Source organism: Agrobacterium albertimagni AOL15 (assembly GCF_000300855.1).
GTDB lineage: Bacteria > Pseudomonadota > Alphaproteobacteria > Rhizobiales > Rhizobiaceae > Allorhizobium > Allorhizobium albertimagni.
In genome coordinates this window covers 23,962-36,941 of sequence record NZ_ALJF01000023.1, presented here as the reverse complement: position 1 = coordinate 36,941, position 12,980 = coordinate 23,962, and the positions used below count along the sequence as shown (strand labels likewise).

General features: G+C 61.3%; 11 protein-coding genes. 8 read left to right on the top strand and 3 right to left on the bottom strand.

Annotation, left to right across the window (positions count from 1 at the left end; genetic code table 11):
• Positions 1-148 precede the first annotated feature (148 nt).
• From QWE_RS22015 to bchJ, 8 genes are all read left to right on the top strand, one after another.
• On the top strand, positions 149-2,416 hold the full coding sequence (locus QWE_RS22015; protein ID WP_006728390.1) for a sensor histidine kinase NtrY-like: 2,268 nt from the start codon (positions 149-151) through the stop codon (positions 2,414-2,416).
• Complete coding sequence (gene ntrX, locus QWE_RS22010; RefSeq protein WP_006728389.1) at positions 2,406-3,770, top strand: nitrogen assimilation response regulator NtrX; 1,365 nt, start codon at positions 2,406-2,408, stop codon at positions 3,768-3,770. The genes QWE_RS22015 and ntrX overlap by 11 nt, the downstream gene beginning before the upstream one ends.
• A gap of 50 nt (positions 3,771-3,820) precedes the next feature.
• The gene (gene trkA, locus QWE_RS22005; protein WP_006728388.1) at positions 3,821-5,197 is read left to right on the top strand and encodes a Trk system potassium transporter TrkA; all 1,377 of its coding nucleotides are present in this window, start codon (positions 3,821-3,823) and stop codon (positions 5,195-5,197) included.
• A gap of 13 nt (positions 5,198-5,210) precedes the next feature.
• Positions 5,211-6,074, top strand: coding sequence for a D-amino-acid transaminase (locus QWE_RS22000; RefSeq protein WP_006728387.1), 864 nt, complete (start codon positions 5,211-5,213; stop codon positions 6,072-6,074).
• Positions 6,075-6,185: 111 nt separating this feature from the next.
• Positions 6,186-6,437 (top strand): RNA chaperone Hfq, encoded by a 252-nt coding sequence (hfq, locus tag QWE_RS21995; RefSeq protein WP_006728386.1) that lies wholly within the window; start codon positions 6,186-6,188, stop codon positions 6,435-6,437.
• A gap of 67 nt (positions 6,438-6,504) precedes the next feature.
• Entirely contained in the window at positions 6,505-7,839 is a 1,335-nt protein-coding gene (gene hflX / locus QWE_RS21990; RefSeq protein WP_006728385.1) for a GTPase HflX, read from the top strand.
• Between the two features lie 84 nt (positions 7,840-7,923).
• Entirely contained in the window at positions 7,924-9,549 is a 1,626-nt protein-coding gene (gene bchE / locus QWE_RS21985) for a magnesium-protoporphyrin IX monomethyl ester anaerobic oxidative cyclase (protein WP_006728384.1), read from the top strand.
• A complete protein-coding gene (gene bchJ, locus QWE_RS26065) occupies positions 9,536-10,297 on the top strand; it encodes a bacteriochlorophyll 4-vinyl reductase (protein ID WP_083872986.1) in 762 nt (253 codons plus the stop codon). Before bchE ends, bchJ begins: the two co-directional genes overlap by 14 nt.
• Here the strand turns inward: bchJ and QWE_RS21975 are convergent.
• The 3 genes from QWE_RS21975 to QWE_RS21965 are packed head-to-tail and all read right to left on the bottom strand — an operon-like array spanning position 10,197 to position 12,862.
• Positions 10,197-11,414 (bottom strand): FAD-dependent oxidoreductase, encoded by a 1,218-nt coding sequence (locus tag QWE_RS21975; RefSeq protein ID WP_006728382.1) that lies wholly within the window; start codon positions 11,412-11,414, stop codon positions 10,197-10,199. The genes bchJ and QWE_RS21975 overlap by 101 nt on opposite strands.
• Before the next feature lie 6 nt (positions 11,415-11,420).
• Positions 11,421-12,254, bottom strand: a complete 834-nt coding sequence (mazG, locus tag QWE_RS21970) for a nucleoside triphosphate pyrophosphohydrolase (RefSeq protein WP_006728381.1) — start codon at positions 12,252-12,254, stop codon at positions 11,421-11,423.
• A 20-nt stretch (positions 12,255-12,274) separates the two neighbouring features.
• A complete protein-coding gene (locus QWE_RS21965) occupies positions 12,275-12,862 on the bottom strand; it encodes a deaminase (protein WP_006728380.1) in 588 nt (195 codons plus the stop codon).
• Between the last annotated feature and the right edge of the window lie 118 nt (positions 12,863-12,980).

The window sequence follows — 12,980 nt, the reverse complement described above, 5'->3', positions numbered from 1 at the left end:
AATGCGTTGCTCAAAAGCCACGTTGCTTCGTGGCCTGACGCGCCGTTTGCGTGAGGCAGGCCCGACGGAGTTTTGCAGCACACAATTTGCCGCGATCGAGAGGTCGCCGCATGAACGAGATCCGGCTACGCGGATCCGGGGGAAGATGATGGCACGCGTGAGGACTGCCTCCGCAGCGGACGTCGACAGCGCGCTGGCGCAGGATCGGCGCGCATCCTTCGCACTGCCGGGCCTTTTATTGGCTGGCGGCGCGCTCCTGTGTGCGTCTCTGACATTGCCGATCTTGCTGGGCCTCACATCGATCGAGCCGACCTCTGAGGTCCTCGTTGCTTCTGCCGTCATCAATTCGCTGTTCATCGTCGGCCTGATGTTCCTGATCGGGCGCGAGGTGATGCGTCTCTTCAAGGCGCGCAACCGAGGCCGTGCCGCTGCGCGTCTGCATGTGCGAATCGTCGCCTTGTTTTCCATCATCGCAATCACGCCGGCGATCCTGGTGGCGATATTCGCGTCGATCACCCTCAATGTCGGTCTCGACCGTTGGTTCTCGATCAGAACGCAGTCGATTGTCTCCTCGTCGATGAATGTCGCGCAGGCCTACATGCTGGAAAGCGCAAGCTATCTGCAGGGCCAGACGATCTCGATGGCCAATGACCTCGAACGCAATCGCGCCCTCTTTTATCTCGATCGCCAGGGCTTTGTGGATCTGATGACGCGCCAGGCCCGGGGCCGCGGGATGCTCGGTGCCTTTTTGGTGCGCGAGGATGGATCGGCGATCACCCAGGCGGATATCGATACGGACAAACCGCTCCCGGCCATTCCGCGCGATGCCCTGGGCAGCGCCGCTTCCGGCCAGCCGACGCTGATCCCGCCTGGCATCACGAACCTCGTCGGCGCCATCATCAAGCTGGACAGTATTTCCGGCACCTTCCTCTATACGATCCGCGCAGTCGATCCGAAGGTCATGCAGGCCATGCGCCTGATGGAAGAGAACACCGCCGAATACCAGTCGATGGAAGATGGCCGAACGACGCTGCAGATCGCCTTTGCCATTCTCTATCTCGGTTTTGCCCTGATCGTTCTGCTCGCTGCGATCTGGACAGCGATTGCGGTCGCCGACCGGATCGTCAGACCCATCCGGCTATTGATTGGCGCGGCCGACAGCATCGCCTCGGGGAACCTCAACGTTATCGTGCCGGTACGCGCCGCCGATGGCGATGTCGGCAGCCTGTCGCGGACTTTCAATAAGATGGTCTCGCAGATCCGCTCGCAGCGTGACGAGATCCTTGAGGCCAAGGACGAGGTCGATGACCGCCGCCGCTTCATCGAGGCCGTGCTCTCCGGTGTCACGGCCGCCGTCATCGGCGTCGAGGACGATGGCATCATCACCATCGTCAATCCGTCTGCCGAGTATTTCCTGGCACTGCCCGGCGAGCAGTTGATCGGCGAGAAACTCGCCCTGGTGGCCCCGGAAGTGGATCGAGTTCTCGCAGAAGCAGCCGTCCGCCATCGCGGTGGTTACCGCGAGCAGATCAACATGATCCGCGGCGGCAAGGAGCGGACGCTCAACGTGCAGGTCACGCGCGAGGAGACGCGAGGCTCGGTTGATTCCTATGTCATCACCCTCGACGAGATCACCGACCTAGTCGTGGCCCAGCGTTCGACCGCCTGGGCAGACGTCGCCCGGCGTATTGCGCACGAAATCAAGAACCCGCTGACGCCGATCCAGCTGTCGGCCGAACGCCTCAAACGTCGCTATGGCAAGCAGATTGCCGAGGATGACAAGGCGGTCTTCAACCAGTGCACCGATACCATCGTCCGCCAGGTTGAAGACATCGGCCGCATGGTCGACGAGTTCTCGGCCTTTGCCCGCATGCCGAAGCCGACGAAGCAACGCTCCGACTTGCGCGAGATCCTGACCGACGCCGTTTTTCTTCGTGAGATCGGCAGTGCCGAAATTGAGTTCCAGCGGGAATTCGGCACGGAGCCGCTCGAAGGAAACTTCGATGCACGCATGCTCGCGCAGGCGGTCGGCAATATCGTCAAGAATGCCGTCGAATCGATCGAAGCCGTACCGAAGGACGAGCTTGGCGAGGGCGGCAAGATCCTGGTGCGGTCGGCCTTCGACCGTGAGCAAGACCGCTTCATTGTCGATGTCATCGACAACGGCCGCGGGCTGCCGAGCGAGAACCGCCACCGGATTCTCGAACCCTACATGACGATGCGCGAGAAGGGCACCGGCCTCGGCCTCGCGATCGTGAAGAAGATTATTGAAGAGCATGGCGGGCAGCTAGAGCTGCACGACGCACCGGCCGATTTCGACCGGGGCAGGGGCGCGATGATCCGCATCATCCTGCCGCGCGCAGACACTGCCGCTATCGAGACTGAAAGCGATAAGGAAAAGGTCCATGGCCTCTGATATTCTCGTAGTCGACGACGAAGAAGACATTCGCGAGATCGTCTCCGGCATTCTGAGCGACGAAGGGCATGAAACCCGCACCGCGCATGACGCCGATAGCGCGCTGGCCGCCATTTCGGATCGCGTGCCGCGTCTGGTCTTCCTCGATATCTGGATGCAGGGCAGCCGCCTCGATGGCCTGTCGCTGCTCGACGAGATCAAGCTGCGCCATCCCGACTTGCCTGTCGTAATGATCTCGGGGCATGGCAATGTCGAGACGGCAGTCTCGGCGATCAAGCGGGGTGCCTTCGACTTCATCGAAAAGCCCTTCAAGGCGGATCGGCTGATCCTGATTGCCGAGCGCGCGCTGGAGAATTCCAAGCTGAAGCGCGAGGTCTCCGAACTGAAGCGCCGCACGGGTGATGCGATCGAACTGATCGGCACCTCGGTGGCCGTCTCGCAATTGCGCCAGACGATCGAAAAGATTGCGCCGACCAACAGCCGCATCATGATCTTCGGGCCCTCCGGTTCGGGCAAGGAGCTCGTCGCACGCATGATCCACAAGCGATCCGCCCGCTCGGGCGGACCGTTCGTCTCGCTGAATGCGGCGGCGATCACGCCTGATCGCATGGAGATGGCCTTGTTCGGCACCGAGGGCACACCCGGCCAGCCGCGCCGGATTGGTGCGCTCGAAGAGGCCCATCGCGGTATTCTCTATCTCGACGAAATCGGAGAAATGCCGCGCGAAACGCAGAACAAGATCCTGCGTGTACTCGTCGAACAGCAGTTCGAGCGTGTCGGCGGATCGAAGCGCGTCAAGGTCGACGTGCGCATCATCTCGTCCAGCGCCTACAACCTGGAGAGCCTGATCGCCGAAGGCCGCTTCCGCGAGGACTTGTTCCATCGCCTGGCCGTAGTCCCGGTCAAGGTGCCGGCACTCGCCGAGCGCCGCGAGGACATTCCATTCCTCGTCGACATGTTCATGCGCCAGGTTTCCGAACAGGCCGGAATCCGTCAGCGCAAGATCGGCGACGACGCCATGGCAGTTCTGCAGGCCAATGACTGGCCCGGCAATATCCGCCAGCTACGCAACAACATCGAGCGGTTGATGATTCTGGCCCAGGGCGACAGCCCCGATTCGCCGATCAGCGCCGAAATGCTTCCGCAGGATCTCTCGGACATGTTGCCGAAGGTGTCCGCTCGCAACGACACGCACATCATGACCCTGCCGTTGCGCGAAGCGCGCGAGATGTTCGAACGCGACTATCTGATTGCCCAGATCAACCGCTTCGGCGGCAATATCTCGCGGACCGCAGAATTCGTTGGCATGGAACGCTCGGCCCTCCATCGCAAACTGAAATCGCTTGGCGTATAAGCGGGCGAAACGAATCCGGTAGACCGCGAACCTGGGGCAGGAAGCTTGCCATGAAAGTCATCATCTGCGGCGCGGGCCAGGTCGGCTACGGTATCGCCGAACGCCTCTCCCAGGAGGGCAACGACGTCTCGGTGATCGACACCTCGGCATCTCTCGTCTCTCACATCACCGAGACCCTCGATGTCAGCGGTTATGTCGGTCACGGCGCCCATCCGGACGTGTTGGCGCGCGCAGGTGCCGACCAGGCCGAAATGCTGATCGCCGTCACGCTTTATGACGAGATCAACATGACGGCCTGCCAGGTCGCGCATTCCCTGTTCAACGTGCCGACCAAGATTGCCCGTATTCGCTCGCAAAACTATTTGCGTCCTGAATATTCGGACCTCTTCAGTCGCGACAACCTGCCGATCGACGTCACGATCTCGCCCGAGATCGAAGTCGGCAAGATGGTGTTGCGCCGAATTTCCTTCCCTGGCGCCACCGATATCGTCCGTTTCGCCGACGACCATATTGCGATGCTCGCCATCGAGTGCATGGAAGATTGCCCTGTTGTCGACACGCCGCTCAATCAGCTCAGCGAACTGTTCCCTGATCTCATGGCCACCGTCTGCGCCATCTGGCGCAACGGCCGCCTGCATGTCGTTCGCTCGCAGGACCACCTGCAGGTCGGTGACTTGGCCTATGTCATCTGCCAGCGGGACCACGCCCGTCGAACCCTTGGTCTCTTTGGCCATGAAGAACAGGAAGCCGCCCGTATCGTCATCGCCGGCGGCGGTAATATCGGTTACTACGTCGCCAAGTCTATCGAGCAGATGCAGCCCAAAACGCGTCTGAAGATCATCGAGAACGACCGCGAGCGCGCACTATCCGTGTCCGATCAGCTGCAGGACGGCATCGTGCTGCATGGCTCGGCGCTCGATCAGAACATTCTCCAGCAGGCCGACATCCAGGATGCCGATCTGATGGTGACGCTCACCAACAATGACCAGACGAACATCCTGAGCGCCGCCATGGCCAAGCGCCTGGGCTGCAAGTCTGGCATGGCGCTGATCAACAGCCCGTCCTTCCACGATCTTGCCACCTCGATCGGCATCGATGCCCATATCAACCCGCGTGCCGTGACGATTTCTCGCGTGCTCCAGCATGTGCGTAAGGGCCGTATCCGCGCCGTCTATGCCGTCCAGAAGGGCAAGGCCGAGGTCATCGAGGCTGAGGCGCTTGAAACCTCGCCGCTCGTCGGCAAGCCCTTCCGTGAACTCGAACTGCCGCCCGGCCTGCGCGTCGGCGCGATCTTGCGCGACAAGGCGGTGATCCGCCCGGATGGTGAAACCAAGATCAAGGCCAAGGATCGCGTGGTCATGTTCGCAGCCGCCGACGCCGTGCGCCATGTCGAGCAACTCTTCCGCGTTTCGATCCAGTATTTCTGAAAGAAGCAATCCCATGCCACGCATCGCCTATGTCAATGGCCGTTACCTGCCTCATGCCGACGCGGCGGTGCATATCGAGGATCGCGGCTACCAGTTCGCCGATGGTGTCTACGAGGTCTGCGAGATTCGCCATGGCGTGATCGTGGACCTCACGCGGCATCTCGACCGTCTTGATCGTTCGCTCTCACTGCTGCGGATGAAGAGCCCGATGAGCCGCGCGGCCCTGACCCAAGTCATCCGTGAAGTGGCACGCCGCAATCGTGTGAAGAATGGTCTCTTCTATCTCCAGGTGACGCGTGGTGTTGCCCGGCGCGACCATGTCTACCCCTCAGCCGACACGCCGCCAAGCCTCGTGATCACTGCCAAGATCACCGATCCCTCCGTGATCGCGAAGAAGAACGAGACGGGACTGAAGGCCATCACGCTGCCGGATAATCGCTGGGACCGCGTCGACATCAAGACGGTCGGCCTTTTGCCCAATGCCATGGCGCGCCAAGCGGCGAAGGAACAGGGTGCGCAGGAAGCGATCTATGTCGATTCGCGCGGCATGGTGACGGAAGGTGCGGCGACCAATGTCTGGATCGTTGATAAGGACGGTCTGCTCATCACGCGCCCCGCCGAACACGGCATCCTGCGTGGGATTACCCGCACAGGCCTGATGGACGTGACCGAAAAGCTTGGCATCCGCGTCGAGGAGCGCGAGTTTTCCCGTGAGGAAATGCTGTCGGCGCGGGAGGTTTTCATTACCGCTGCCACCAGCATCTGTTTTCCGATCGTCGAAATCGACGGGCAGTCGATCGGAAACGGTCATCCCGGCGCCATGGCCGAGCGTATTCGTTCGACCTTTTTCGACATTGCGGAGAAGACGGTGATTTGATACCACGTTTTTTCGGCGGAGGGCGAGGGGCATTTTCCCGACGCTGATCAGTTATCAAACAATAATCACACCGGTCGACAAAAGGCCGGCAAGAAAGAAAGAAGCGGCGCCATGGCGGAACGTTCTCAGAATCTGCAGGATCTTTTCCTCAATACCGTTCGCAAGCAGAAGATTTCGCTGACGATCTTCCTGATCAACGGCGTGAAGCTCACCGGTGTTGTGACATCCTTTGACAATTTCTGCGTTCTCCTGCGTCGCGACGGTCATTCCCAGCTGGTCTACAAGCACGCAATCTCGACCATCATGCCGGGCCAGCCGATGACGATGTTCGAGAACGACGAAGCCTCCTCCGGACAGGACTGAGATCATAACCAGCCGCGATACATCAAACGATTCGATCATCCCGGAGGACGAAAAGGGCCGGGATGACATGCGGGCGCTCGTGCTCGTGCCGGTCCTGAAGCAAGCCAAGGCGCAACCGCTACCCGACGGCGCACCACCGGCACCGAGCCGCTCGAACGAGGCGCGTCTCGAAGAGGCGATCGGCCTTGCGCGCGCCATCGATCTCACCATCGTTCAGGGTCTGATCGTCCAGATCAACCAGCCGCGCCCGGCAACGCTGATGGGGTCCGGCAAGATCGCCGAGGTCAAGGCGCTGCTAGACGAGCACAATGCCGGTCTCGTCATCGTCGATCATCCGCTGACACCGGTTCAGCAACGCAATCTCGAAAAGGAATGGGGCGCCAAGGTCATCGACCGTACGGGCCTCATCCTCGAAATCTTCGGTCGCCGCGCCTCCACCAAGGAAGGCACGTTGCAGGTCGAGCTCGCCCATCTCAACTATCAGAAGGGCCGTCTCGTTCGCTCCTGGACGCACTTGGAACGCCAGCGCGGTGGTGCGGGCTTCATGGGTGGTCCGGGTGAAACCCAGATCGAAGCCGACCGCCGTCAGCTGCAGGACAAGATCATCAAGCTCGAACGCGAGCTTGAGCAGGTTGTTCGAACCCGCCAGCTGCACCGCGCCAAGCGCCGCAAGGTGCCGCATCCGATCGTGGCACTCGTTGGTTATACGAACGCCGGCAAGTCGACGCTGTTCAACCGCATCACCGGTGCGGGCGTGCTCGCCGAAGACATGCTCTTTGCGACGCTCGATCCGACGCTGCGACGCATGAAGCTGCCGCATGGTCGAACCGTGATCATGTCGGACACCGTCGGTTTCATCTCCGACTTGCCCACCCACTTGGTCGCTGCCTTCCGCGCGACACTGGAGGAGGTGCTGGAAGCCGATCTGGTGCTGCATGTCCGTGACATGTCGGATCCGGATAACGGAGCTCAGTCGGCGGATGTCCTGCGCATCCTCGACGATCTCGGCATCGACGAGAAGGAACGCGCCGAGCGCATCCTCGAAGTCTGGAACAAGATCGATCGTCTCGACCCTGAGAACCATGACGGTCTTCTTCAGAAGGCGGCCGGCCGCGAAAACGTCCTGCCGGTCTCCGCCGTCACGGGCGAGGGCGTCGACACCCTGCTCGACGTCATCTCGCAGCGCCTCTCGGGCGTGCTGACCGAGGCTACAATCACGATTCCCAGCGACAAGCACGCTGTGATTTCCTGGCTCTATGAAAACGGCATCGTCGATGGCCGTGAAGATCACGAGGACGGCTCCGTCAGCCTCGACATGCGCCTGACCGATCGCCAGGCCAACGAGCTCGAACGCAAACTCGGCGGGCTGAAGCCTCCCGTCAGGGAAGACTGGGAGCGCTGAAAGCGCATCTTCACCGCTTGATCCAGGTCAACTGATCGCGCGCCCATGTGTGTCAACTTTTGTTTACACATATGGGAGGTGGTCATGCGCGTCGTCTTCATTCATCCGAACTATCACTCCGGCGGCGCCGAGATCGCCGGCAACTGGCCACCCGCCTGGGTCGCCTATCTCGGCGGTGCGCTGAAGTCCGCAGGCTTCACTGACATCCATTTCCTCGATGCCATGACCAACGACATGACCGAGGATCGGCTGCGCGAGGAATTACGCAGTCTGCAGCCGGATTTGATCGGCTGCACCGCCATAACCCCTTCGATATACATGGCCGAGCGCTGCCTTGATATCGCAAAAGAGGTCTGCCCGGGGGCGCTCCGGGTTCTCGGCGGCATCCATGCAACCTTCATGTACCAGCAGGTTCTGACCGAGGCGCCCTTCATCGACGTTATCGTTCGCGGCGAGGGCGAGGAGATCATCGTCGAACTCGCCCGCGCCTTTGCCGCCGGCAACTGGAAGGAGGCGAGGGCGGGGATCAAGGGCCTCGCCTACATCACCGATGACGGCAAGATCATCGCGACACCAGCCGCGCCCACCGTCAAGAATTTTGATGCCGTGGAGCCGGACTGGACGCTGCTCGAGTGGGAGAAGTACATCTATGTGCCGCTCGGTGTGAGGGTCGCGATCCCGAATATGGCGCGTGGTTGCCCCTTCACTTGCTCCTTCTGCTCGCAATGGAAGTTTTGGCGCGACTACCGCATCCGCGATCCGAAAAAGGTGGTCGACGAGATCGAGAAGCTGGTCAACGACCACCAGGTCGGCTTCTTCATCCTCGCCGACGAGGAACCCACCATCAATCGCAAGAAATTCATCGCCTTCTGCGAAGAGCTGATCGCTCGCGGTCTGCCGGCAAGGGTCAAATGGGGCATCAACACCCGCGTCACCGACATTATCAGAGACGAAGAATATTTGGCCCTCTATCGGAAGGCCGGCCTCGTGCATGTCTCGCTCGGCACGGAAGCCGCCGCCCAGCTGAAGCTCGATCGCTTCAACAAGGAGACCAAGGTCGCTGAGAACAAGAAAGCGATCCGCCTCTTGCGCGAGGCCGATATCTTCACCGAAGCGCAGTTCATCGTTGGCCTGGAGAACGAGACGGCGGAGACGCTGGAGGAAACCTATCGCATGGCGCGCGACTGGAACCCGGATCTCGCCAACTGGGCCATGTACACCCCCTGGCCCTTCTCGCCGCTCTTCCAGGAGCTTGGCGACAAGGTCGAGATCTTCGACTTCTCGAAGTACAACTTCGTCACACCGATCATGAAGCCCGACGCCATGGACCGTGCCGAACTGCTCGACCGCGTCATGAACAACTACCGACGCTTCTACATGATCAAGGCGCTTTTCCACTATCCGTGGCGCGGCAAGGGCTTTCGGCGGCGCTATCTTCTCGGCTGCCTCAAGGCCTTCATGAAAGCCGGCTTCGAACGAAAATTCTACGATCTCGGCAAGCACAATTACTGGGGGCCGCAATCCAAGGACAAGGTCGATTTCGGCTTCGACATGACCCGCAAGATCGCACCGGCCCAGATCGACGACTGGCAGGCGGCCTCCGACCGTGCAAGCCAGCTGCGTGCTCGCAAGGCTGGTGCCGCGGAAGAGGCGCGGACACCCGTGCTTGCCTGCGGCGGAGGGCCGGAGAGCCACGATGTCCACGTCTGAGGCCCGCCTTTTGGGAAGGGAAGCTGAGGGCTCTGAGGGAGAGATGGAACTTGCCCGCAGCGGCACGCCGACCTCAGGCGGTAACGGCGCCCGGATCGGGCCCAATAGCCTGACCCAGACGGGTCAGGCGCTCGCGGCGCTGTTTGGCGAAAAGACGGCCCGGCGCATCTTTGATCGCGCGGGCATCGGCCATCGCTACGCCGATCCACCCGGCACGATGCTGGATGAACGGGAACCGCAGCGGCTCTTCGCCGTGCTCCGCGACACCTTGTCTAAAGAGGATGCCACCCACGTCCTGGCGGAAGCCGGGCACCGTACCGGCCACTATTTGCTGGCCATTCGCATCCCAAAACCGGCACGTCGCCTGTTGCCACACCTGCCAACCGCCATCACCGCTCGCCTGCTTGTCCGTGCCATCTCAGCCCATGCCTGGACCTTTGCAGGGAGCGGCCGGTTCTCAGCCGAGGTCCGTGGCTGGCGCCAACCGGTCGTGCAGCTTGCGATCCAGAATAACCCCCTAGCAACTCCCGGCTGCCCCTGGCATGGCGCCGTTTTCGAACGTCTCTTCGCAACCTTGACCGCAACCCATGTTTCGGTCCTGCATCCTCGCTGCCAAGCCAAGGGCAACGACTGCTGCGAATGGATGATTACGGGTGCGATCGGGCCACTGCGGCGGCCCCGAATGTCTCGGAGAGCCGCAGCCGACCGACCGGATCGAGAAGATCGCCCGTCACAAGCGTCGAGATGATGGATCGCACGCCCGGCAAGGTCGTCACGGGGGCGATCAGGTGATCCCGGAGCGCAGGCAAGAGACGGCTGTCCGATTGATAGAAGGGCGTCAGCACCTGACTGAGGAACTGGTAGCTGCGCACATGCATCTGCCTTTGCCGCAAATGCAGCGCGATCGCCTTCTCGACATCCTGTGCGTGAACCAATGCGGAGCCGAGCGATGCAGCGTCGAGCAGCGCCATGTTTGCACCCTGGCCGAGTTGTGGGCTGGTCGCATGCCACGCATCACCGATCTTCAGTGCATGGCGCCCAATCACCGGCGGACGCGTCTGGTGGCGATAGCGCGCATGAACCGGCTCCGCGACGGCAGCGAGCGGAAGCGCATCCGGCCAGAGCTTGGCCACCGCCTCCAGCCAAGCGTTGCGTCCAGCCTTGACCCATTCGGGATGATCAGCGGTGCGCAGGCTCCAGAAAAAGGTCGCCATGGCGGGCGCCCCTTCGCGGGCGGTCCCGACCGGCAGCACGCCGGCCATCCGTGAGGCACGGTCGTAGCGTTGTTCGAGCAGGTCCTCCTGGAAAGGCCCGTCATCGGGGAAGGGTACCGTTGCCCAAAGCGCTCCATAACTGAGTTCGCTGTCCGGGCGACTGCCAATCGGCGAATTGGCACCCATGGCATCGATCACAAGGTCGGCCGGCAATGACCGAGAACCATCTTGGAAGACAAGACGGGCACGAGGCCCCGGCTCAACGCCGCTGATCCGCGCCGATGCCTCGAAAATCACACCGGCTATGCGAGCCGCCTCGAACAAGGCGTCGAACAGCGCCACTCGTTGGATGGCGATCCCGAACTCGCCCGACCGGTAGCGCACGTCGAGCACAGGCTTGCCGCCGTCTTTCAAGCGTCCGACCATACGGTCGATGCGTCTTCCGCGCGCGGCGACTAGATCGAGAAGCCCCATCGCCGAAAGGACCTGAGCACCCGTCGGCTGCAGCACAAAGCCGGAGCCCACCGGACGCGGCGCCTCCATCTGGTCGTAGAGCGTCACGGAGGCGCCGAACCGGGCGAGCATGGTGCCGAGCGCAAGTCCCCCGACGCCAGCACCCGCAATGGCCACATCAAGTCCCGTGAGCTTCATGCTGGTTCAACCAATTTGCCGCTGGATGCCTTTTGCCGCCTGCCAGAGCTCTTCCATCCGTTCCAGCGAAGCCGCCTCCAGCGTCTCGCCCGAAGCATGAAGAGACGTTTCTATATAACTGAAACGATTGCGGAACTTCGTGTTCGTGCCGCGCAGTGCCTGTTCCGGTTCCGCCCCCACATGCCGGCCGATATTGACCAATGCGAAGATCAGGTCGCCGAGTTCGTCCTTGACCTTGTCCGGCCGATTTTCGGCCAGCGCCTCACGCAATTCGCCGATTTCCTCCTCGATCTTGTCGAGGATCGGGGCAGCCTCCGACCAGTCGAAGCCGACCTTGGCGGCCCGTTCCTGCAGCTTTAACGCTTCTGTGAGCGCCGGAAATGACCGCTGTACCGAGCCGAGATAGCCCGTGTCGGGATCGGCGGCCGAGCCACGGGCTGCCCGGCGTGCGAGACGTTCGGCTTTTTCGTCCTGCTTGATCTTGTCCCACTGCGCCTTCACAGCGTCGGGCGTATCGGCATCGGATCGCGCAAAGACATGCGGATGCCGCCGGATCATTTTGCGCGTGATCGCCTCGACAACATCGCCGAAGGAGAACAGGCCTTCCTCTTCAGCAATACGGGCATGAAAGACCACCTGTAACAACAGATCGCCCAACTCCTCGCAGAGATCGTCCGGATCCTTGCGCTCAATCGCGTCAGCGACTTCATACGCCTCCTCGATTGTATAGGGCTTGATCGTCTCGAAGGTCTGGACGATGTCCCAGGGGCACCCGGTCTGGGGCTGGCGCAGCGCCGCCATGATTTCGAGTAGGCGATCGATGTCGGTGGAGGCTTCCATTTTTATCCCGTATGGCTCGCTCAGTTGAGCGGAATGGCGTTGTCGCCCTTGGACGACTGGTAAGTCTCCGACAAAAGGTCATACTGAGCCTTGATATGGCTCACCTGTTCGAAGAGTGCGGGGCGATCGGCATCGCTGGCGGAGGCCACCATTTCGATCATCGCATGGCTAAGCCAGAAGGCGTTCTGCCGCCGATAGCCGCCGGGCTCCAGGCCGAAGACCTCCTTCAGAATCTTCAGATCATGGGGGATGGCAAAGGCGTCGCGGCTGTCTTCATGGCTGAAGAAATAGTAGAAATTGTCGAAACCCGCCCAGGTGATCGCCGACATGCACATGGTGCAGGGTTCATGGGTCGAGAGAAAGATCAGGTCCTTCGTGTCAGGCCGCTCGCCCTGCTCGTAGAAGCGCTTCAATGTATGAACCTCGCCGTGCCAGAGTGGGTTTTCCAGCTCGTTGTTGGTCTCGGCAAGCACGAGAGACAGGTCCGACTTCCTGAGGATGGCGGCGCCGAAAACCTTGTTGCCGGCAGCGACGCCTTTGGCAGTCAGCGGCAGGATGTCATGTTCGATCACGTCGAGAAGGCGACGGGTAAGTTCGGGTGTGGTCAAGGTGGCGCGCTCCGCAGTCTTGTGCAATGCAATCTTAGCGCTTGCCGAGCAGCGGCCGAAAGGGAAATGATGCACCCACTTCGGTTTTCCCAGCCATTTAGGCGAGGGCGAGAGCGAT

Coding starts and splice junctions, on each gene's coding strand:
- bchE (WP_006728384.1), top strand. CDS start 7,924: ATGCGCGTCGTCTTCATTCATCCGAACTATCACTCCGGCGGCGCCGAG.
- ntrX (WP_006728389.1), top strand. CDS start 2,406: ATGGCCTCTGATATTCTCGTAGTCGACGACGAAGAAGACATTCGCGAG.
- QWE_RS22015 (WP_006728390.1), top strand. CDS start 149: ATGGCACGCGTGAGGACTGCCTCCGCAGCGGACGTCGACAGCGCGCTG.
- hflX (WP_006728385.1), top strand. CDS start 6,505: ATGCGGGCGCTCGTGCTCGTGCCGGTCCTGAAGCAAGCCAAGGCGCAA.
- QWE_RS21975 (WP_006728382.1), bottom strand. CDS start 11,414: ATGAAGCTCACGGGACTTGATGTGGCCATTGCGGGTGCTGGCGTCGGG.
- hfq (WP_006728386.1), top strand. CDS start 6,186: ATGGCGGAACGTTCTCAGAATCTGCAGGATCTTTTCCTCAATACCGTT.
- mazG (WP_006728381.1), bottom strand. CDS start 12,254: ATGGAAGCCTCCACCGACATCGATCGCCTACTCGAAATCATGGCGGCG.
- QWE_RS22000 (WP_006728387.1), top strand. CDS start 5,211: ATGCCACGCATCGCCTATGTCAATGGCCGTTACCTGCCTCATGCCGAC.
- bchJ (WP_083872986.1), top strand. CDS start 9,536: ATGTCCACGTCTGAGGCCCGCCTTTTGGGAAGGGAAGCTGAGGGCTCT.
- trkA (WP_006728388.1), top strand. CDS start 3,821: ATGAAAGTCATCATCTGCGGCGCGGGCCAGGTCGGCTACGGTATCGCC.